The sequence below is a fragment of the Stenotrophomonas sp. 8(2023) genome (assembly GCF_030345295.1).
Taxonomy (GTDB): domain Bacteria; phylum Pseudomonadota; class Gammaproteobacteria; order Xanthomonadales; family Xanthomonadaceae; genus Stenotrophomonas; species Stenotrophomonas muris.
In genome coordinates this window covers 3,596,240-3,618,142 of record NZ_CP128404.1, presented here as the reverse complement: position 1 = coordinate 3,618,142, position 21,903 = coordinate 3,596,240, and the positions used below count along the sequence as shown (strand labels likewise).

Here is a 21,903-nt window from a genome sequence, read left to right as displayed (position 1 = left end):
ATTTTCGATGTCCTGTTAAGGAAGAGAGCATGAATCATATCTATCGTCGTATCTGGAGCAATGCAAAGCAGTGTTGGGTGGTCGTGGGCGAGCTGGTAGCAGCGCGTGGAAAGCCACGAAGCACCTTGATTCATCGTCGCGGGACCGCACTGGTTGTCTTCACCGCACTGGCCGGTGCGGTGGGCAGCGCGAATGCGGGTCTCGATGTCGGTTGTTCGGGTGACAACGGGAACATCCGGCACTGCATTCCATTCATGGGTGTATGGGATCCGCGCATGTCGACAGGCTATGCCGACATGGGTTTGGATGTGACGAACTCGATGGCGATCGGTGCGGGGTCCAGGATCTACGGAAGCTACTCATTCGCCTTCGGTCAAGGCGCACGGATCGAGAAGCGGAACAGTGTCGCTTTTGGATACCACTCTACTTCCTCCGACGTTGACAGCGTGGCGATCGGTTACACGTCGCGTACCGGCAGCAATGGAGGCCACAATGTCGCCATTGGGGCCAAGGCCTTTGCCGATTACATTGGCGCAACCGCTTTGGGAAACAGCTCAACGGCTCGCGCTGAGAATGCTGTCGCCATTGGAAGCGGGGCCTCGGCAACCTCGTCGAATGCGGTAGCCATTGGTGCCAACTCGGTAGCCAACGGAAGCAACACAGTCTCGGTGGGAAGTAGCAGCATTAAACGAAGGATCGTGAATGTCGCATCAGGTAACATTTCCTACGGCAGTTCGGACGCGGTCACCGGTGGTCAGCTGTATGAAACCAATCAGAATGTAGCCTCGGCGCGAAGCACTGCGGATTCGGCTTACTCGACCGCCAGGACGGCCAGGACTGTTGCCGATACGGCGAAGTCCAATGCGGACAATGCCTTGTCGAAAGCCAATGTGCTTTCCGGCCTCCTGAGCCAGACGTCTGCCTCGGGGAACGTTCGCCTAGGTGCAAGTAACAGCGGAACTGTGCTGGACGTCCGCAACAGCGCCAGCGCCAATCGCAGGATCACGGGCGTGGCGGATGCCACGCTGAGCACGACCAGCACGGAGGCTGTGTCAGGCAAGCAGTTGAATGCCACCAACACCAAGGTGGCAGATGCACAGCGCGTCGCGGACGCGGCAACCGCGCGTCTGAACGCATCCGCCCCGGCCATCGGGCTGGCGGCAGAGGCGGAGGGGAGCGGAAGCACCGCCAGTGTAGCGATGGGGCGCTCGGCGAAGGCCTACAACACCAACAGCATCGCAGTTGGTGCAGATGCTCGCGCCAGCGTCGACGCCAACGGTGACAAGAGCGCTGCCACGGGTGCAGTCGCTCTCGGTGCTGCAACGCGTAGTGGCAACGGCGCGGTGGCGGCAGGTCTGCGTGCTTCGGCAGTGGGCGACCGCGCCGTGGCCGTGGGCAATGATGCAACGGCCGCGGCAACCCATGCCGCCGCGCTGGGTTACAAGGCAGATGCGAGCGGCAATCAGGCCGTCGCCGTTGGCCGGGAGGCCGCCGCATCGGGTTTGTATTCGACGGCGCTTGGAAATCTTGCAAAGGCGGGTGCCGAAAGTGCCATAGCGTTGGGCGACCGCGCCCTGGCATCACATACGGGAAGTGTCGCTCTGGGCAACGGCTCGCAGACCACCGGCATCAATCAGGTCTCGGTCGGCAGCTCCAGTATCAAGCGCAAGATCGTCAACCTTGCGGATGGCGCTGTCAGCGCCAGTAGTACCGAGGCCATTACGGGCAAGCAGTTGAATGAAACCAACGGCCGGGTAACGACTGCACAGAATTCCGCGAATGGCGCGCAGGCCACTGCCAATGCCGCACAAGTTGATGCCACCAAGGCCTTGGCTGAAGCCGCCGTACTGGGTGGGCTGGTCGGGCAGGTTTCGGCCACGGAGGCTGTCCGCCTGGGTGAAAAGAACAGCGGCACCGTACTGGATGTGCGCAACAGCGCGAATGCGAACCGTAAGCTGACCGGCGTGGCCGATGGCGTGGTCAGCGCCAGCAGCTACGAAGCCGTCAACGGCAGGCAGCTCAATGCCACCAATGAGAAGGTGGTGGCTGTGGAAGGCATGGCCACCTCTGCGGCTGCGGACGCGACCCTGGCAAAAGCGGATGCGGCCAAGGCGCTGGCCGAAACAGCGGTTCTGGGCGGGCTGGTGGCGCAGGTCTCCGCCTCTGGCGATGTTCGTTTCGGAGAGAAAAACAGCGGTACGACCCTGAATGTGCGTAACAGCGCCAATGCCAACCGGAAGATCACTGGTGTGGCGGATGGTCTGCTGGACGTTGGTAGTGCCGATGCAGTCAATGGCGGGCAGCTGCATGCGGTTGAGCAGTCTGCGCAAGGAGCGAGGAACACCGCAGATGAAGCTGTTAGACGAATTGAGGAAATTGCTGAGAGTTCGCGCTATTTTTCGAGCGGGAAGGGTGGGCCTGAAGGTGCGGCGCGAGCAGGCTTGATCGCCGTTGCTATTGGTGATTCCGCCGAGGCATCAGTTTCAAGTGAGGGTGCTGTCGCCGTAGGTGGCTTCTCTTCTGCTCGTGGCAAGAATTCTGTTGCTTTGGGCAGGGCTGCTCGCGTGGATGAGCTAGCTGACAATGGGTTCGCTCTTGGCGTTCTCGCTTCGGTGCAGGAGGCTGGTGGTGTCTCGATCGGGGCGAATAGCATTGTTCAGAAGGGTGCCATTAGTGCATTGGCTCTCGGAGCCTCATCTGTAGCCGATGAGGCCCATACCGCCTCGTTTGGCAGTGACGAGGTTAAGCGCCGGCTCACCAACGTTGCTCGGGGCACCGACGACCACAACGTCACCACTGTCTCTCAGCTCAAGGATTCCCTCGCCACTCTCGGTGGTGGTGCAGGCATGGATGCCAACGGCAACATCATCGCCCCGACCTACACGGTACAGGGTGGAACTCAGAGCACCGTTGAGGACGCGCTGATGGCACTCGATGGCGCTGTCGTCACCGCAGGTCGTCGCGCGGACAAGGTGGAAGGCCAGCTCAGCTTGATCTTCCAGGACTCACCTTCGACCCGCGCCGACGGCATGAACCAGATCGCGCTGAACGGCGTGAATGGCACGGTGCTGACCAACCTGACTGACGGCCGAGTGGCGCCAGGAAGCCGCGATGCTGTAACCGGCAGTCAGTTGTACGCCGCAGAGCAGAAGATCTCGCAGAATCGGAACGATCTGGAGGCGATGCGCAAGGAGCGGGAGATGGGCGAGCAGGCCATGCGTGGATTGGATGCGAGCGTCATCGACTACGGCGGTGCGCGTTTGACTGGCGTGGCCGAGGCGAAGCTGTCGACTGATAGCTCGGATGTTGTGCGCGGAAGTCAGCTCTATGAGACCAATGGTCGACTCGATGCACTGGAAGATGCTGGTCAGTTTCTCAGTGTGGGTACAGGTCCCACGACTGGCCGCGCGGAGGCCGGCCGAGCCGGGGTCGCGCTTGGCATCCTTGCAAAGGCGGGCACCGAAGGAGGAACTGCGATTGGGTCACGCTCTCTTGCGTTGGGGGTGAACTCGGTGGCACTTGGGCGGGGATCGACCGTCTTCAATGGTTCCGATTTCAGCATTGCCATTGGGACGGGCGCGGAAGTCGGAACGTATGATGGTGGAACCGCAGTTGGTGGGATCGCTCTCGGCATCGGTGCGAGGGTTCGGAATGGTGCCGACGGTTCGATGGCGCTTGGGTTCGGCTCGTATGCGACCGAGGTAGGAGTTGCATCGTTCGGTAATGGTGAGATGACGCGCCGTCTCGTAAACATCGCCAACGGCACCGCCAACCACAACGCTGCCACCGTCGGCCAGCTGCGCGGCGCACTGTCCGCCCTCGGCGGCGAAGTCGATGCCAACGGCAACATCGTCGGTCCCAGTTTCAATGTGCAGGGTCAGTCCCAATCCACGCTCAATGGTGCATTGGAAGCGCTCGACGGCGCAGTCGTCAGCACCACCTCGCGGGTGAACCAGGTCGAATCCCAGCTCCGCTCGGTGTTCCAGGAAACCCCTTCGGTGCGCGCAGACGGTACCCACCAGCTCACCCTGGCCGGTGCCAACGGCATGGTCATCTCCAACGTAGCCAACGGCCTGATCGCGGCCGGCAGCCGCGATGCGGTCAATGGTGGCCAGCTGCATTCGATGCAGCAGCAGATCAACGGCCGCATGGATGGGCTGGAGCAGCGCATCGACGATCAGCCGCAGGTCCGCGTCATGGCGGCGGCATCCACACCTTCGCCGTCCACCGAAGAGATCGCGCCGACACCGGAAACCAGCGGCTCGCCGCAGATCGCCTCAACCGGTGAAAGTGACAAGCCGACGCCGCAGCCGAAGCAGAAGCAGGACGACACGCCCAAGCCGCAGGTCGATACCGCCGAGCTGGAGAAGATGCTGGCTCGTGCCAACGAGTACACCGATGGTGCGATCAGCACCTTCGAACGCCGCCTGGACAAGATGGACAAGCGCTTCAACCGCATGGCGGCAATGAGCAGCGCACAGAGTGCGATGGCGATGAATACCGCCGGCCTGGCCACCTACAACCGCCTGGGTGCGGGCGTGGGTTACAGCGAGGGTGAGTCGGCGATGGCGGTGGGCTACCAGCGCGTGCTGAACGAGAAGGGTTCGGCCACCTTCAGCCTCAATGGTGCGTTCACCAACAGCGGTGAGCGCAGCATGGGCGTCGGCGTGGGCATCGGCTGGTAAGCCGTGCAGCCCCGGCGTGGTGCGCGTAATGAACCCCGCCGCGCCGGGGTCCTTGCCGAGGAGATGGCAATGTATCGATGGGTAAGCCGATTCATCAGCTACCGCACGTTCTATCTGTGGCGGGCGCGTTTTTACTACTACACCCGCAATCTGGATCGCTGGGTGCAGTTCACCTTGTTGTGCCTGGTGGGCATGGTGCTGGTGCTCTGGTACCACTGGCGGGTGGCGAGCGTGCCGCCACCGCGCGTGCATCCGGAGGCCGCCGCGCTGCGCGTGGAGAACATCACCCAGGAAGCGATCCACCGCATCGTGCTGGTGCGGCATGGTGGCCCGACACCGGGCGAGCCGTTCACCACGCCGGAAGACGTCCGCGCGGGAACGCTGCGCACACTGCGGGTGCGACAACTGCTGGACAGTGAGAGGGTGTGGCAGCTGAAAGCCCACATGCTGGCCGACATGGCGGCGTACATCGAAGCCACGGGCAGCTGCTTCCCCTTCCCATGCTGGCAGGTGAGCCACCGGCTGGAGCTCATGCGTGCGGCGGAGGCGGAGAACGCGGCCATCAACCGGGGGCTGGAGCCGGTGCTGGAGGTGCCGTTGGACAGGATGCCCAACCTCAACGGCGGTGAGCGCGCGCGGATACAGACGGCGTGGTCGGACCCGTTCGGCGATGTCTACAACCAGACTTGGTTGCTGGGCGATCTGCAGAACATGCACGCGCGGATGATGATGGCGTACCCGCAGCGGGTGGGAGCACCGTGGCTGATGCGCCTGCTTGGCGATGAGCCGGAGGAGCAGCACCATGATGTCTGGTAGGTCAGCGCGCCTTCTGTAGGGCCGAGCCATGCTCGGCTGCTCTTGGGCCAGGTGTCCGGATGCCTGATGCATCGTGCGGACCAACGGTCCGCACCCACCAGAAGAAGGAAGCAGGCAGCGCGCCTTCTGTAGAGCCGAGCCATGCTCGGCTGCTCTTGGGCCAGGTGTCCGGATGCCTGAAGCACAGTGCGGACCAACGGTCCGCACCTACCAGAAGAAGGAAGCAGGCAACGCGCCTTCTGTAGAGCCGAGCCATGCTCGGCTGCTCTTGGGGCAGGTGTCCGGATGCCTGATGCATCGTGCGGACCAACGGTCCGCACCTACCAGAAGAAGGAAGCAGGCAACGCGCCTTCTGTAGAGCCGAGCCATGCTCGGCTGCTCTTGGGCCAGGTGTCCGGATGCCTGATGCACAGTGCGGACCAACGGTCCGCACCCACCAGAAGAAGGAAGCAGGCAGCGCGCCTTCTGTAGAGCCGAGCCATGCTCGGCTGCTCTTGGGCCAGGTGTCCGCACGCCTGATGCACGGTGCGGGCCAACGGTCCGCACCCACCAAGGCCGGAACCACCCAAGGTCGGAACCATTCAAGGCCGGCGCAACCGTCACCCCCCGATGTACGCGGTGATCTCCGCCTCGGCCAGCAGCTGCCGCAACTGTGCGACAGACGCGCGTCGCATCGGCTTCTCGTCCACCGGCGACAAGGGCGCCTGGCGCAGGGCGTCATACGGCAGCACGGCCAGGTCGAAGGTCAGCTCTTCGGCGCTGAACACCCACACCGGCACGTCCAGGCTCCGTTCGCGGTCCATCCGCAGTCGGCGCGTCCGCGACTCGGCGGGAATGCCGTGCTCGTCCAGGAAGCGGTGCACGGCTTCCGGGTCGTCACTGTGCAGGTGCAGCTGTACGGGGCTGTTGGCATCGGCGGTGCCCTCCAGCACCGGGCCGGCCAGGCGCGGTGCGAAGCCGTGCAGGAACTCCAGCGCACGCAACGCGGCTTCGCGGCGGCGCTGCAGTTCGTTGCCGTGCTGGGGGCCGGAGAACAGCCGCTGGTACTCGCGCAGGGCGTCTTCGATCTCGGTGTTGCGGGGCAGGGAGGCATCGTCGTGGATGCCGAGCCGGCTGGCGGCCTTCAACTTGGCCTGGTGGTAGTCGCGGATGCCGCCTTCGGCCATCAGGCGGGCGGCTTCGTGGGCGAGGCGATGGCGCCGCTCGCGGGTCTGGCTGGCAGCATGCTGACGGGCGCGATGCATGCGATGACTCCTGTTGCGACCTGGCTACAGACTAGCGCAAGGATGTGACATCCGCGTGGGTATTTCATGGAGGCGAGCAAGCGGGTGTCGTTGATCCTGTAGAGCCGAGCCCATGCTCGGCTGCTCTACCGCAGGCGCCCGGAGCCGAGCATGGGCTCGGCTCTACAGCCGCATCGGTGCCAACCCATGGTTGGCACCCACCAGAACCTTCCTCAGAAGATATCGAACGCGGCGGCGTCGGCCTGCGGCGTATTGAGGTTCAGGTCGTAGTCGGTCAGGCGGTCCATGTCTTCCACCTTCACCCACTCGGTCGCGCCGTTGAGGGTGGCCTGGACCATGCCGCTGGGCGGGTCGTTCTGCGCGATCGGGGTGTCCTTCAGCGCGGTGCGCATGTAGTCGATCCAGATCGGCAGGGCGGCCTTGCCACCGTATTCGCGGTAACCCAGCGAACGGAAGTCGTCGCGGCCCACCCACACGGTGGTCACGTACGGGCCACCGAAGCCGGAGAACCAGGCGTCGCGGTGGTCGTTGGTGGAGCCGGTCTTGCCGCCCACGTCCTCGCGGCCGAGCACCTTGGCCTGGACGCCGGTACCGCGCTGGACCACGTCGCGCATCATCGATACCAGCTGGTAGGCGGTGCGGGCGTCGATCGCGCGCGGGGCTGTGCGGGCATCCGGGTTGGCCGGTGCCGCCGGGGTTTCGACCTTGGCTTCGGCCTTGGCTGCGGCGGCCGGGTCCACCTTCGGGGCCGGAGCGCCGAAGTTGAAGCCGTCCACCACCTGGTTGACCGGCTGGTCACTGCTGCCGGCGCAGTCGCGGCAGGCCAGCGCCGGGTTTTCCTTGAACACCAGGTTGCCGTCGCGGTCATTGACCTGGTCGATCAGCCAGGTGTCCACGCGCGAGCCGCCGTTGGCGAACACGGCGTAGCCGCGCGCCACCGACAGCGGGGTCAGCGAGGCGGTGCCCAGCGACATCGACAGGTTCGGCGGCAGCTCCGATTCGGCAAAGCCAAACTCGCTGATGTACTTGCGTGCGTAGTCCACGCCCATGCCATCGAGCAGGCGCACCGACACCAGGTTGCGTGACTGCACCAGCGCTTCGCGCAGACGCATCGGGCCGCGGAAGCCGCCGCCGTCGTTCTGCGGGGCCCAGGTCTTGCCGCGGCGGTCGCGGAACACGACCGGGGCGTCGAGCACGATCGAGGCCGGGTTGTAGCCCTTGTCGAAGGCGGCTGCGTAGACGAATGGCTTGAAGCTCGAACCCGGCTGGCGGCGGGCCTGGGTGGCGCGGTTGAACTTGTTGCCGGAGAAGCTGAAGCCACCCACCAGCGCCTTCAGCGCGCCGCTGTGGGCATCCAGCGAGACCAGCGCGGACTGGCCGCGCGGGATCTGGTCCAGCAGCCACTCGCCCTCCTTGGCCCCGGCGCGCACGCGCACGATGTCACCGCGCTGCACCAGCTTGCCCGGGGTCTTGTTGGTCCACTTGGCGGCGCCGGCCGGCAGCACGATCTCGCTGCGGTTGGCCAGAACCACGGTGGCGCTGCCGTCGGCGCCGGTGCTGGCGACGATCGCCGGCAGCAGGCCGGCCTGGCCGTACATGCCGCGCAGGTGCTCGGCCAGGGCGGCGGCGTCTTCGCCGGCACCCACCTGCACCTGCTTCTCCACGCCGTGCCAGCCGTGGCGGTGGTCGTACAGCAGCAGGCCGTCGCGCACCGACTGGTTCGCGGCGGTCTGCAGGGTGGAGTCGATGGTAGTGGTGACGTGATAGCCCTTGTTGACCACGTCACCGCCGAAGCGGGCGATCATCTCCTGGCGCACCAGCTCGGCCACGTACGGGGCATCGACCTGCACCGGCGGCTCATGCGCGGTGGCGTGCATCGGCACGGCCTTGGCCGCGTCGGCCTCGGCCTGGCTGACGAACTTCAGGTCGGCCATGCGCTGCAGCACGTAGTTGTCGCGGCGCTGGCGGGCACGTTCCGGGTTGGAGATCGGGTTGCCCGACGAGGGGAACTTGGGGATGCCGGCCAGCGAGGCCATCTCGTCCAGGTCCAGCTCGTTCAGCTTCTTGCCGTAATAGAACTCGGCGGCAGCGGCCACGCCGTAGGCGCGGTTGCCGAAGAAACTCTTGTTCAGGTACAGCTCGAAGATCTCGTCCTTGCTCAGCTCGGACTCGATCTTGCGCGCCAGCAGGATCTCGGCCAGCTTGCGGGTGTAGCTGTACTCGGAGCTGAGGAAGAACTGGCGGGCCACCTGCTGGGTGATGGTGGAGCCACCCGGCACGCGCTTGTCGCTGGTGGTGGCCAGCAGCCAGACCGCCCGGCCGATGCCCATGTAGTCCACGCCGCCGTGCTCGTAGAAGCGGGCGTCCTCGGTCGCCAGGAAGGCCTGCTTCAGCTTCTCCGGCACGTCCTTCATGGTGATCGGGGTCCGCCGGGTCTCGCCGAACACCGCCATCAGCTTGCCATCGGCAGCATAGACGTACATCGGCTCCTGCATTTCCACGTCGCGCAGGGTCTGCACGTCGGGAAGCTTGGAGGAAACGGCGTAGTACAGACCGCCCACGGCGGCCGCGCCGATCAGCGCCAGGACCAGGACAATCAGGAAGATCCAGCGCAGCCAGCGGCGGAGTCGAGTCATCGGGTTCAGATTCCGATTGCGAATTTCGTGGTCGCAGAGTATAGATTACGCAAGGTGCCGGCTGGGGTCGGCACCGGGGAGCGCAAGGGGAACAGTCAGGGGCTGCATGGTGAATCCGTGAAGGAATTCACAGCAGGGCCGTTGCCATTTGCTAAGAATACGTTATTAATGCTTGGGCGCAGGTCTTGCGTCCAAGTGCCCGTCGGCAGGGGAGAAACCGTGGGGCTCATCCCAAAAAGTCAGTCGCCGCTCGTAGGCGTCGACATCAGTTCGACTGCGGTAAAGCTTTTGCAGCTGTCCCGCAGCGGCAATCGTTTCCGCGTGGAACATTACGCTGTGGAACCTCTGCCGCCCAATGCGGTGGTGGAGAAGAACATCGTTGAAGTGGAGGCCGTGGGTGAGGCCATCCGTCGGGCGATGAACCGTTCAGGCAGCAAGGCCAAAGTGGCCGCTGCCGCCGTCGCGGGGTCGGCAGTGATCACCAAGGTGATCCCGATGCCGGCCGATCTCGACGAAAACGACATGGAAGCCCAGATCGAGCTGGAAGCGGTCAACTACATTCCGTATCCGATCGAGGAAGTGAACCTGGACTTCGAGGTGATCGGGTCGATCCCGAACAACCCGGAGATGGTCCAGGTGCTGCTGGCCGCGTCGCGTTCGGAGAATGTCGAGCTGCGCCAGTCCGCGCTGGAACTCGGTGGCCTGCAGGCCAAGGTGATGGACGTGGAGGCCTTCGCGGTCGAGAACGCCTACGCCCTGGTCGCCAGCGAGCTGCCGGTATCCATCGACGGCGTGGTCGCGCTGGTCGATATCGGCGCCACCATGACCACCCTCAATGTCCTGCGCGGCGGCCGCAGCCTCTACAGCCGCGAGCAGGTGTTCGGTGGCAAGCAGCTGACCGACGAGATCATGCGCCGCTACGGGCTGAGCTACGAGGAAGCCGGGCTGGCCAAGCGCCAGGGCGGCCTGCCGGAAAGCTACGAGATGGAAGTGCTGGAGCCGTTCAAGGAAGCCACGGTCCAGCAGATCAGCCGCCTGCTGCAGTTCTTCTACGCAGGCAGCGAATTCAACCGCGTCGATCACATCGTGCTGGCCGGCGGCTGCGCCGTGCTCGGTGGCCTGCCGGAGATGGTCGAGGAACAGCTGGGCGTGCCGACCGTGGTCGCCAACCCGCTGGCGCAGATGACCCTGGGGCCGAAGGTGAACGCGCATGCGTTGGCCCAGGATGCCCCCGCGCTGATGATCGCGACCGGTCTGGCGCTGAGGAGCTTTGACTGATGGCACGCATCAATCTATTGCCCTGGCGCGCCGAGCGGCGCAAGCAACGCCAGCGCGAGTTCTACGCAATGCTGGGCATGGCCGCCGTCGGTGGCCTGCTGCTGTCGCTGATGATCTGGTTCTACTACGACCGTCAGGTGAGCGGCCAGATGGACCGCAATGCTTATCTGGAAGCCGAGATCGAGAAGGTCAAGGAACAGAACAAGGAGATCGACCGCCTCGACGCGCAGAAGGAACGCCTGTTGGCGCGCAAGAAGGTGATCGAGGAGCTGCAGGCCAAGCGCTCGCAGATGGTCCACCTGTTCGACGCGCTGGTGCGCACCATCCCCGACGGCGTGGTGCTGACCGCGCTGAAGCAGGAAGGGGATGTACTGACGCTGGAAGGCCGCACCCAGTCCAACGCCCGCGTTTCGGCCTACATGCGCAACCTGGAGACCTCCGGCTGGATGACCAACCCGGAGCTGTCGATCATCGAAGCGCGTGACCCGGAGAAGGACAAGGACGGCAAGGCCGGCCCGCTGGCCGACATCAAGGCGCTGCCCTACGTGTTCGTGGTCAAGGTGAAACTGCCGGCACAGAGCGAAGAGGTGTCGGCGACGCCGGGCCTGAACGCCGATGGCTCGGTGGCGACGGCTGCGCCGGCACCGGTGGCTCCGTTGGCCGCAGGTCCGGATGCCGCAACGCCTGCGGCGCCGGCGGCGGGCCAGCCGGCAGCAGCTCCCGCCGCACCGGCCACTGCACCGGCCACGCCGGCCAAGCCGAACCAACCGGCCGCTCCGGCCGCCGCGCCGGCCCCGGCACCTGCCCCGAAGCCTGAGGGCAGCCGCCTGGCGCAGCCGCCGCAGGCCTTCAATGCGCTGCTGCAGGGGGACCGCGCATGAGCCAGAAGATCGACATCAAGAACCTGGATTTCAACGACATCGGCAACTGGCCGCAGAAGGCCAAGATCGTCTTCTGCTCGTTGCTGGCGCTGGTCATCATGTTCGTGGCGTGGATGCTGCTGATCAGCGGCAAGCGCGAAGAACTGGCCGGCCTGGAATCGAAGGAAGTCGAGCTGCGCACCGAGTTCACCAAGCAGCAGGAACGCGCGGTGAACCTGGGGCCGCTGAAGCAGCAGCTGGCGCAGATGGAGCAGGTGCTGCAGCAGATGCTGCGGCAGCTGCCGAGCAAGACCGAAATGCCCGACCTGATCATCGACATCTCGCAGACCGCGCTGTCCAGCGGCCTGACCAACGAGCTGTTCGAGCCGGAGCAGGAGCAGATCAAGGAGTTCTACGCCGAGAAGCCGATCAAGCTGCGCATGGTGGGCAGTTACCACCAGTTCGGCGCGTTCGTCAGCGGCGTGGCCTCGCTGCCGCGGGTGGTGATCCTGACCATGCACGACATCAACCTCAAGCCCAAGGAAAAGACCGGCGGCAACGTCCGCAGCGGTGCACTGGAACTGTCCGGTACGGTCAAGACCTACCGCTACCTGGACGAGACCGAGGTGCAGGCGCAGCAGGCGGCCGACGCTGGCAAGGAGGGCAAGAAGTGATGCGCGCGCAGACCGTACGTGGTGCGATGGTGCTGGCTGTGCTGCTGCTGGCTGGTTGCGGCCGTGGCGTGACCAGCACGCCCGGTGACGCACCGAACCTTGAGAAGTGGGTGGAAGGCGAGCGCGCGCGACCGGCGCAACCGCTGGAGCCGCTGCCGGTGATGCAGCAGTTCGAGACCTTTGAATACTCCGCGCAGGGCATGCGCGATCCGTTCACCGATGCCTGGACCAATCCGCAGCAGGGGAATGGCGGATTGCGACCGGACCCGAACCGGCGCAAGGAGCCGTTGGAAGGCTTCCCGCTGGATGCGCTGGACATGGTCGGCACCATCGGTACCGGCGCAGGTACCGTGGCGCTGGTGATGGGGCCGGACAAGGTCACCTACCGGGTTCGCCCGGGCGGTTACCTGGGGCAGAGCGACGGGCGGGTCACGGCGGTCTTCGAAGACCGCGTGGAGCTGATCGAACTGGTGCCGGATGGCGCGGGTGGCTGGCTGGAACGGCCGGCAACGCTCTCGCTTGAAGATCAATGATCGTTTACTGGGGATAGCACGATGACCTTTCACCAAGCCAAGGGGCTGCGTCCCATCCGGCGCTCTACCTTGAACCGTGTCAGCGCGCTGGGAGTCGCGCTGATGCTGGCCTGCGCTCCGGCGCTGGCTGCCGCACCGGCGGAAAAGCCGGTGGGCGCCACCGTGGCACCGGCCGCCGCGCCGGCGGGCCTGTCGGTGGCCAAGATCGATTTCAAGCGTGGCGATGACGGCGCCGGGCGCCTGATCGTGCAGTTCGACGGGCAGGGCGCGATCCCTGACCTGCGCACGCAGGGCAACAGCGTCGTGGTCGACGTCGGCAATGCCCGGCTGCCGGCCAACCTGCAGAAGCCGATGAACGTCACCGACTTCGCCACGCCGGTACAGCGCATCGACGCCAAGCCGTCGGGCGCCGGCACCCAGCTGGTGCTGAGCACCGGTGGGGCGGTGGAGTCGCTGGCCTACCAGAGCGGCAACGAATACGTGGTCGAGATCAGCCCGCGCCAGGCCCAGGCCGCCGTGGGTGCGGTCACCGCCGGCAGCGTCACCCAGGCGGCCAAGGCCGTCGGCCAGCGCGGCTTCACCGGCAAGCCGGTGACCTTCAACTTCCAGGACGTGCCGGTGCGCACCGTGCTGCAGTTGATCGCCGAGGAGTCCAACCTGAACGTGGTGGCGTCCGACTCGGTGCAGGGCAACGTGACCCTGCGCCTGGTCAATGTGCCGTGGGACCAGGCGCTGGACATCGTCCTGCGCGCCAAGGGCCTGGACAAGCGTCGTGACGGCAGCGTGATCTGGGTGGCGCCGCAGGCCGAACTGGCCAAGTTCGAGCAGGAGAAGGAAGACGCGCGCATCGCCATCGAGAACCGCGAAGACCTGCAGACCGACTACATCCAGATCAACTACCACAGCGCCACGCAGATCTTCAAGGCGCTGACCGAGGCCAAGGGCATCGGTGGCAGCGGCGGTGGTGGCAGTGGTGGTGGTTCGGGCAGTTCTTCGCAGGAAGACAGTGGCTTCCTGTCCTCGCGCGGCCGCATCGTGGCCGACGAGCGCACCAACACGCTGATGATCAGCGACATCCCGAAGAAGATCGCGCGCATGCGCGAGCTGATCAACGTGATCGACCGCCCGGTCGACCAGGTGCTGATCGAAAGCCGCATCGTCATCGCTACCGACACCTTCGCCCGCGAGCTGGGCGCGAAGTTCGGTGTCAGCGGCAGCCGCGACAACGTGTACTTCAGCGGTAGCCTGGATGCCAATGCGAAGACCCGTGAGTCGCAGGTTGCGACCGACCTGGCCAATGCCAAGGCCGAGCGTGACTGGGTAGCCGGTGGCCGGGTCGGCCCGCCGCCGGTGAAGTCCGGCTCGGCGATCACCCGTGGCCTGAACTGGAACCTGCCGGTGGCCGCCGCCAGCAACCCGGGTTCGCTGGCACTGTCCATCCTCAATGCGGGTTACCTGCTGGACGTGGAGCTGTCGGCCATGCAGGAGGAGTCGCGAGGCGAGGTGATCTCCAACCCGCGCGTGGTCACCACCAACCAGCGCGAAGCGATGATCAAGCAAGGCAAGGAAATCGGCTACGTCACCATCAGCGGTGGTACCGCTGGCGGCGTGGCGACCCCGAACGTCCAGTTCAAGGAAGTGGTGCTGGAGCTGAAGGTCACCCCGACCATCACCAACGACAACCGCGTGTTCCTCAACATGCAGGTGAAGAAGGACGAAGTCGACCAGCTGATCCAGCTGGAGGGCTACGGCACCGTGCCGTCGATCAACCGACGCGAAGTCAACACCGCGGTGCTGGTCGAGGATGGGCAGACCGTGGTGATCGGTGGCGTCTACGAGTTCACCGATCGCAACAGCATCAGCAAGGTGCCGTTCCTGGGCGACGTGCCGTTCCTGGGCAACCTGTTCAAGAAGCGCGGTCGCAACAAGGACAAGGCCGAGCTGCTGGTGTTCGTCACCCCGAAGGTGCTGCGCGTGGCCAAGCAGAACTGAGCCGTCGCACCGGAGTCTTCGAAGAAGGGCCGCCCCGTGCGGCCCTTCTTCGTTTGGGCTGGCGGCATGCACGAAGCAGATCCATGCCCAGCGTGGACGGCTGTTCAGCGGTTCTTGATGCCAATCGCAGGGCACCCTGCGATGATGTCGGGAACCCGTGCCGTCCTGCGCCGGTCAAAGGCCCCCATGAACCTGCCACCGCCGATGCCCGAAACCGTCTCGCCGCCGCCCGCGCCGGCCACCTCCCGCCTGCATGCGGCGTTCACCCAGCTGCGCGACGCGCTGTCGGCCGAGATCGTCGGCCAGGCGGCACTGGTCGAACGCCTGCTGATTGCATTGTTGGCCGACGGCCATCTGCTGGTGGAGGGCGCGCCGGGCCTGGCCAAGACCACGGCGATCCGTGCACTGGCCTCGCGCCTGGAAGCAGACTTTGCCCGCGTGCAGTTCACCCCCGACCTGCTGCCGGCCGACCTCACCGGCACCGAGATCTGGCGCCCGCAGGAGGGCCGCTTCGAGTTCGTGCCCGGCCCGATCTTCCACCCGATCCTGCTGGCCGACGAGATCAACCGGGCACCGGCCAAGGTGCAGTCGGCGCTGCTGGAGGCCATGGGCGAGCGCCAGGTCACGGTTGGCCGCCATACCTATGCGCTGCCGCCGCTGTTCCTGGTGATGGCCACGCAGAACCCGATCGAGCAGGAGGGCACCTTCCCGCTGCCGGAAGCGCAGCTGGACCGTTTCCTGATGCATGTGCGCATCGGTTACCCGGACCAGGCCGCCGAATCGGAAATCCTGCGGCTGGCCCGTGAGCGTGCCCGTGGTGCATTGGGCGAGGCTGCGCCGGCGCCGGACAAGATGCCGATGCAGGACGTGTTCGACGCCCGCCGCGAAGTGCTGGACCTGCACATGGCACCGGCACTGGAGCGCTACCTGATCGAACTGGTGCTGGCCTCGCGCGATCCCGCGCGCTACGACGCCGGCCTCGGCCGCCGCATCGCCTGGGGGGCAAGCCCGCGCGGTTCCATCGCACTGGAGCGCTGTGCCCGTGCGCGGGCGTGGCTGGCCGGCCGTGACTTCGTCACGCCCGACGACGTGCGTGCAGTCGCCGCCGACGTGCTGCGCCATCGCGTGCTGCCCAGCTATGAAGCCACCGCCGAGGGCTGGGACGGCGAGCGCCTGGTGCAGGAGCTGCTGGCCCGGGTGCCGGCACCCTGAGCCTGCGCATGACCGATCCATCCCTGGAACAGGCACCGTCCGCGCTCGAAGGTGACGGGCTGCGCCCGCAGCTGGCCGAACTGGTCGCGCTACGGCGGCTGGCACAGCGTCCTCCGCCGCCGCGCCGTGGCCGCACCGGCAACGCGGGCCAGGCACCGTCCCAACTGCGCGGCCGCGGCATGGAATACGCCGAGTCGCGCGAATATGTGGCTGGCGACGACGCGCGCCACATCGATTGGCGCGTGACTGCGCGCACCGGCCGCGCCCATACCAAATTGTTCCAGGCCGAGCGCGAGCGGGTCAGCCTGATCGTGGCCGATACGTCGCCGGCGCTGTACTTCGGCACGCGCGTGCGCTTCAAATCGGTACAGGCCGCCCGTGCCGGTGCGGTTGCCGCGTGGTCGGCGCAGCGCCGCGGCGACCGCGTGGGTGCGCTGCGCGGCAGTGACCGCGAAGCGCCGATTACCCCTGCGGGCGGGCCACGCGGCGTGCTGCGCGTGCTCGACGCGCTGACCCGCTGGTATGCACAGCCGCCGGTCGACGATCTGGGCCTGGCGCGTGCACTGGATCATGCCGGTCGCGTGCTGCGCCCGGGGGCACGCATGCTGGTGCTGGCCGATCCGCAGCAGGCCATCCGCATTCCGCCCGCGCGCTGGAGCGCGCTGGCCCAGCATCACGATCTCAGCCTGGTGCTGCTGGTTGATCCGCTGGAACTGCATCCCCCCTCGGCGGCGCTGCAGTTCCAGACCGCACAGCAGCGCATCGGCCTCGACCTGCGCCGCAGTGAAGTGCAGGCGCATTGGCAGGCACACTTCGTCGAACCGCTGCAGGAACTGCGGCGCCAGCTCGGCGCACGCCGTGTCGATGTGCAGGTGCTGTCCACGGATGCGCCCAGCGACGCGTGGCTGGCGCCATCACCGACCGAGGTGCCGGCGTGAGCGCCGCGCTGCCGCTGCGCGATGTGCAGTTGCCACCGGCACCTTCATGGTGGCCGCCTGCCCCCGGTTACCTGATGGTCGGCGCGGCGGTTGTGCTGGTGCTGTTGGTGATCGCCGTGCTGATGTGGCGGCGTCGCCGTCGCCGCCAGCGTTGGTTGCAGCTGTTCGATAGCGAACTGGCAGCCACCACCGACGCTGCGGCCGAACTGGCGGCCATTGCCGGATTGCTGCGCCGTGCCGCACGCCGTGCAAAGCCGGGCAGTGAATCGCTGCGCGATGATGCCTGGTGGCAGCGTGTAGACCCGCAGGGCACGTTGCCCGATGCGCGTCGCAGCCTGCTGGCCGAAGGCGCGTATCGCCCACGCGTCGACAGCAGCGACGTGGCGGCCGTGCGCAGTTGGGCCCGCGAGCGCTATCTGGCGATGCTGCTGGAGCGCAGCCGATGAACCTCTGGACGACCTATTGGCCATGGCCGGACCTGCAGCTGGCATGGCCACTGGCATTGCTCGCGCTGCCGTTGCCGTTGCTGATGCGCTGGTGGAAGCGCCGTGCAGAACCGGGCGCCGCGCTGCGTGTGCCCTACGCCGCCGCCGAGCTCGAAGCGCTGTCCGGTGGGGGCCACGTCGACGTGTCGTGGCTGCGCACGCTGCTGCTATGGCTGGGCTGGTGCGCGCTGTGCATCGCGCTGGCACGGCCGCAGCAGCTGGGCGAAGCCATCACGCCGCCGCAGCAGGGCCGGCAGATGATGCTGGCGATGGACGTGTCCGGCAGCATGGGGGAGGGTGACATGGTGCTGGGAGCCCAGGCGGTTGATCGCCTCACCGCGGCCAAGGCCGTGCTGGCCGACTTCCTGGATCGTCGTGCCGGCGACCGCGTCGGCCTGCTGATTTTCGGTGATCGCGCCTACACGCTTACGCCGCTTACCGCAGACCTGGCCAGCGTGCGCGATCAGCTGCGCGACAGCGTGGTCGGCCTGGCCGGGCGCGAGACCGCCATCGGTGATGCCATCGGCCTGGCGGTGAAGCGCCTGCGCAGCCAGCCGGAGGGACAGCGCGTGCTGATCCTGTTGACCGATGGTGTCAGCAACGCCGGTGTGCTGGAGCCGCTGCGCGCCGCGGAAGTCGCGCGCGCCGAAGGCGTGCGCATCCACACGGTTGCATTCGGCGGCGATGGCAGCATGCGCCTGTTTGGTATCCCGATTTCCACCGACCAGGATCCGGTCGATGAGGCCACCCTGAAGAAGATCGCCAGCATGACCGGTGGCCAGTTCTTCCGCGCGCGTGACACCGCGCAGCTGGCCGGGATCTACGCGGAGCTCGATCGCCTGGAGCCGGTCGCCGCGAAGGGGCCGAGCCTGCGTCCGCGCGAAGAACGCTATGCCTGGCCGTTGGGGCTGGCGTTGCTGCTGGGCGTGCTGGCCTGGCTGTGGCCGGAGCGTCGCCGATGATCGCGTTTGCTTCGAATCTCCCCGATTGGAGCGCATTGCACTTCCTGCGACCGGAGTGGTTGTGGGCGCTGCTGGCGTTGCCCCTGATCCTCGCGCTCGCGGTGTACCGGCAGCGACGCAGTGATGCGTGGCGGCAGGCGGTGGACGCACACCTGTTGCCACATCTGCTGGCCGCGGGCGCGAAGCGGCGAGTGCGCCTGCCATGGGCGCTGCTGCTGGGCTGGACACTGGCATCGCTGGCCATGGCCGGGCCGAGCTGGCGCCAGCAGGCACAACCGATGTTCCAGGCCAGCGCACCGCTGCTGGTGGTGCTGGACCTGTCCAGCCGGATCACGGCAACCGATCTTCCGCCGTCGCGCCTGCTGCAGGCGCGGGCGAAAGTGGGCGAGCTGCTGCGCGCGCGCCAGGGCGGGCAGGTGGGGCTGGTGGTGTATGCCGATGATGCCTACACCGTGGCGCCGCTGACCGACGACGGCAGCAATGTTGCGTTGTATCTGGATGCGCTGTCGCCGGACGTGATGCCGCGTGATGGCCAGCGTGCCGACCGCGGCATCGACTGGGCGACACGCTTGATGCGGCAGATCGGCGCGTTGCAGGGGCAGATCCTGCTGGTCAGCGATCAGGCGGACAGCGAAGCTGCACTGGCGGCGGCGCAGGCACGCAGCCTGGGCCTGCAGGTGTCGGTGCTGGGCCTGGGCACGCCTGCCGGTGCGGCGTACCGCGATGGCAATGGGCAGATCCGCCAGGCCGCGCTGGATGAGGGCAGCCTGCGTGCAGTCGCCACTGCCGGTGGCGGCCGCTATGCGCGCATCTCTGCCGATGACAGCGATCTGCGTGCGCTCGGTGTACTCGACGCGCGCGACGGCACGGCGGCGCAGCGGCCGGGCGAAGGCAAGCAGTGGCGTGACGAAGGCTTCTGGTTGCTGCCGCCGGTGATGCTGCTGGCATTGCTGGCCTTCCGCCGTCGCGCGGTGCTGGCCGCGGTGCTCGCGGTGGGTCTGCTGCCATGGATGAATGACGCGCAGGCGCAGGCCCCTGCGACGCCTGTCTCGCAGCCGGCGCAGGGCACGCTGTGGAAGCGCAGCGACCAGCTGCAGCATCAACGCCTGGCCGAGGGGGTTCAGGCCTACCGCAAGGGCGACTTCGCCACTGCACGCAGACAGTTCGAAGGCATCGACAGCGATGCCGGTTGGTACAACCTGGCCAACACGCTTGCACGCGAAGGCAACTACGACGAAGCGATCGCCGCCTACGACCGCGCACTGGCGCTGCATCCGGGCATGGCCGATGCAGTGGCCAACCGCGCCGTGGTCGATGCCGCACGCAAGCGCAGGCCATCCGGGGGCGGCCAAGGCCAGGATCAACAGAAGCCACCGCAGAACGGGCAGCAGAAACAACCGCAGGGCCCGCAGGGCCAACAGAACCCACAGGGACAGCCGAAGCAGGGCCAGCAGCAACCCGGCCAGGGCCAGCCGCCGTCGGGCCAGCAGGGCCAGCCCAAGGCGGGTGACAACAACGCGCAGTCGGAGCCTCAGCCTGGCGAACGTGGCCGCGATGGCCAGCAGGCACCACCGCAGGTGGAAGATGCCAAGGCGCAGGCGCAGGCCGATGAACAGCAGCGCCAGCGCATGCAGCAGGCGATGCAGCAGGCACGCGAGGGTGAGGCCGGCAAGGGGGACAAGCCAGTGCCGGGTGGTGAGGGCCGCACGCCGCGCCAGCGCGAGGAGCAACAGGCGGTGGAGGCATGGATGCGGCGTGTGCCGGATGATCCGGGCGCATTGCTGCGGGCCAAGTTCCAGCTGGAAAACGAACGCAGGAAGAGGGAAGGGCGATGACGCGGTCGATCAACATGCACGGGCACTGGCCTCGACAGGTACTGGCGGCGCTGCTGTTGTGGCTGCCGCTGCTGGCCTGGGCGCAGCCGCGCGCGTGGCTGGACCGCGACCGCATCGCGATGGGCGACACGGTCACGCTCAATGTCGAGAGCGACCAGGGCGCCCCTGACTTCACGCCATTGCGCACCGACTTCGACCTGAGCGGGCAGACCAGCAGCCGCCAGGTGGAATGGAGCAATGGCAGCATGCAGCAGCGCAACCTGTATGGCGTGGCGCTGACACCACGACGTAGTGGTGCGCTGGTGGTACCGGGCCTGCAGGTGGGCAGTGTGCGCACCGCACCGCTGACGCTGCAGGTCGATGCGGCCGCCGTGGCGGGGCCCGACAGCAATGCGATGGCCTTCATCGAAACCGTTGTCGATGACGATACGCCGTATGTGCAGCAGAGCGTGGGCGTGGTGGTGCGGCTGTACTTCGCCTCGCAGCTGGCCTCCGGCGAGCTGGTGCTGGATACCCCGGCGGGCGCGTCGTTGCAGCGTGTGGGCGACGACCGCACCGATGTACGCCAGGTCAACGGGCGCCGCTACAACGTGGTCGAACGGCGTTTCCTGCTGATCCCCGAGCGCAGCGGCGCGTTGCGCCTGGCCGGTGCCCGTTTCAGTGGGCGCAGTGCGGGTGGCTTCTTCGACGACTTCTTCGGCGGTGGCGATGGCCGCATGAATGCCACCGGCGCAGACCGCACGCTGCAGGTGCAGGCACAGCCGGCGCAGGCCCCGCAGCCGTGGCTGCCACTGCAGAGCCTGCAGCTGCGCTACACCAGTGCGCCGACCAGTGCCCGCACCGGTGAGGCCGCCAACGTGGTGGTCGAAGCGGTTGCCGAAGGCGCGACGCGCGCGCAGTTCACCGACCTGCCGGTGCCGGATGTCGGCACCAATGCGCAGGTGTTCGCCGAACCGGCACAGTACGAAGAGACCTTCAACGGCAGCACGCCGCGCCTGAAGATCACCCGCCGCTATTCGATCGTGCCGCGCCAGCCGGGTTCGCTGGTGGTGCCGGGGCCGCGCCTGCCCTGGTGGGATGTGCGTAACGGCAAGGCGCAGGAGGCGAAGCTGCCGGACCTGACGCTGGCCGTCGCGGCCGGCACCGGCACCGGCACTGCCTCACCGGCGCCATTGCCGCCGATCGACACCGATGCCGCGCTGCCGGGCGCCGATGACCAGGACAGCCGCATCGCCGCGACCGATCCGCGTGCCAGCGGCCTGTCCGGGCGTCCGTGGCCGTGGATGGCAGCGGCCATCGGCCTGGCGTTGCTGTGGCTGCTGACTCTCCTGTGGGGCTGGCAGCGAGGTCGGCGCCCGCGCGCAGTGGCGCCAGTAGCGGGCAAGGCCTCTGTGCCGACTGCGGCGGGCGGGCGTGCCGGCCTGGCAGAACTGCGCCGCGCGCTGGATGGCGAGGGCTTCGACCAGGTGGAAGCACAGCTGTGTGCGATGGCTGGTGTGGAACGCATCGAGCAGGTCATCGCGCGGCTTGGGGATGCAGCCCAGCGTCAAGTGCTACAGGACCTGCAGCAGGCGCGGTGGGGCGGGCAGGGGGATCTGGCGCGGCTGCGCACGCGCCTGCGCGAGGTCTTCCGTGACGGACCGCACTGGTCGGCGCCTGCGGGCACCGCCGACACTGACCTGGCGCCGCTGTATCCGCCGCGGCGAACCTGAACCGGCGCCGCTTGCGCGCTTTGTTAGAGTGCATTCATTTT

General features: G+C 66.8%; 15 protein-coding genes. 13 read left to right on the top strand and 2 right to left on the bottom strand.

Annotated elements, in window-relative coordinates:
* Nucleotides 1-29 precede the first annotated feature (29 nt).
* Together QP609_RS16805 and QP609_RS16800 are read left to right on the top strand one after the other, a co-directional pair.
* On the top strand, nucleotides 30-4,685 hold the full coding sequence (locus QP609_RS16805) for an ESPR-type extended signal peptide-containing protein (RefSeq protein ID WP_197621444.1): 4,656 nt from the start codon (nucleotides 30-32) through the stop codon (nucleotides 4,683-4,685).
* Between the two features lie 69 nt (nucleotides 4,686-4,754).
* Nucleotides 4,755-5,501, top strand: a complete 747-nt coding sequence (locus tag QP609_RS16800) for a membrane protein (protein ID WP_014648263.1) — start codon at nucleotides 4,755-4,757, stop codon at nucleotides 5,499-5,501.
* Nucleotides 5,502-6,100: 599 nt separating this feature from the next.
* Here the strand turns inward: QP609_RS16800 and QP609_RS16795 are convergent.
* Nucleotides 6,101-6,745 carry a hypothetical protein gene (locus QP609_RS16795; protein WP_014648262.1) on the bottom strand — a complete coding sequence of 215 codons (645 nt, stop codon included), beginning with the start codon at nucleotides 6,743-6,745 and terminating at the stop codon, nucleotides 6,101-6,103.
* Nucleotides 6,746-6,957: 212 nt separating this feature from the next.
* Nucleotides 6,958-9,381, bottom strand: a complete 2,424-nt coding sequence (locus QP609_RS16790) for a penicillin-binding protein 1A (RefSeq protein ID WP_014648261.1) — start codon at nucleotides 9,379-9,381, stop codon at nucleotides 6,958-6,960.
* Between the two features lie 219 nt (nucleotides 9,382-9,600).
* Here QP609_RS16790 and QP609_RS16785 point away from each other — a divergent pair, with 219 nt between their 5' ends.
* From QP609_RS16785 to QP609_RS16735, 11 genes are all read left to right on the top strand, one after another.
* The gene (locus tag QP609_RS16785) at nucleotides 9,601-10,659 is read left to right on the top strand and encodes a pilus assembly protein PilM (RefSeq protein ID WP_046432299.1); all 1,059 of its coding nucleotides are present in this window, start codon (nucleotides 9,601-9,603) and stop codon (nucleotides 10,657-10,659) included.
* A complete protein-coding gene (locus tag QP609_RS16780; protein ID WP_014648259.1) occupies nucleotides 10,659-11,540 on the top strand; it encodes a PilN domain-containing protein in 882 nt (293 codons plus the stop codon). The genes QP609_RS16785 and QP609_RS16780 overlap by 1 nt, the downstream gene beginning before the upstream one ends.
* Nucleotides 11,537-12,193 carry a type 4a pilus biogenesis protein PilO gene (gene pilO, locus QP609_RS16775; protein ID WP_005418916.1) on the top strand — a complete coding sequence of 219 codons (657 nt, stop codon included), beginning with the start codon at nucleotides 11,537-11,539 and terminating at the stop codon, nucleotides 12,191-12,193. Before QP609_RS16780 ends, pilO begins: the two co-directional genes overlap by 4 nt.
* A complete protein-coding gene (locus QP609_RS16770) occupies nucleotides 12,193-12,726 on the top strand; it encodes a pilus assembly protein PilP (RefSeq protein WP_005418914.1) in 534 nt (177 codons plus the stop codon). The genes pilO and QP609_RS16770 overlap by 1 nt, the downstream gene beginning before the upstream one ends.
* Nucleotides 12,727-12,747: 21 nt before the next feature.
* Entirely contained in the window at nucleotides 12,748-14,718 is a 1,971-nt protein-coding gene (locus QP609_RS16765) for a type IV pilus secretin PilQ family protein (RefSeq protein WP_142235229.1), read from the top strand.
* Nucleotides 14,719-14,904: 186 nt separating this feature from the next.
* Nucleotides 14,905-15,930: a MoxR family ATPase gene (locus QP609_RS16760; protein ID WP_014648255.1), complete on the top strand. Its 1,026-nt coding sequence runs from the start codon at nucleotides 14,905-14,907 to the stop codon at nucleotides 15,928-15,930.
* An 8-nt stretch (nucleotides 15,931-15,938) separates the two neighbouring features.
* Complete coding sequence (locus QP609_RS16755) at nucleotides 15,939-16,868, top strand: DUF58 domain-containing protein (protein ID WP_197621443.1); 930 nt, start codon at nucleotides 15,939-15,941, stop codon at nucleotides 16,866-16,868.
* On the top strand, nucleotides 16,865-17,314 hold the full coding sequence (locus QP609_RS16750) for a DUF4381 family protein (RefSeq protein ID WP_197621442.1): 450 nt from the start codon (nucleotides 16,865-16,867) through the stop codon (nucleotides 17,312-17,314). The genes QP609_RS16755 and QP609_RS16750 overlap by 4 nt, the downstream gene beginning before the upstream one ends.
* Nucleotides 17,311-18,315, top strand: a complete 1,005-nt coding sequence (locus QP609_RS16745; protein ID WP_197621441.1) for a VWA domain-containing protein — start codon at nucleotides 17,311-17,313, stop codon at nucleotides 18,313-18,315. The genes QP609_RS16750 and QP609_RS16745 overlap by 4 nt, the downstream gene beginning before the upstream one ends.
* Nucleotides 18,312-20,150: a VWA domain-containing protein gene (locus QP609_RS16740; protein ID WP_197621440.1), complete on the top strand. Its 1,839-nt coding sequence runs from the start codon at nucleotides 18,312-18,314 to the stop codon at nucleotides 20,148-20,150. The genes QP609_RS16745 and QP609_RS16740 overlap by 4 nt, the downstream gene beginning before the upstream one ends.
* Nucleotides 20,147-21,862 (top strand): BatD family protein, encoded by a 1,716-nt coding sequence (locus QP609_RS16735; protein WP_197621439.1) that lies wholly within the window; start codon nucleotides 20,147-20,149, stop codon nucleotides 21,860-21,862. The genes QP609_RS16740 and QP609_RS16735 overlap by 4 nt, the downstream gene beginning before the upstream one ends.
* The last annotated feature ends 41 nt before the right edge of the window (nucleotides 21,863-21,903 follow it).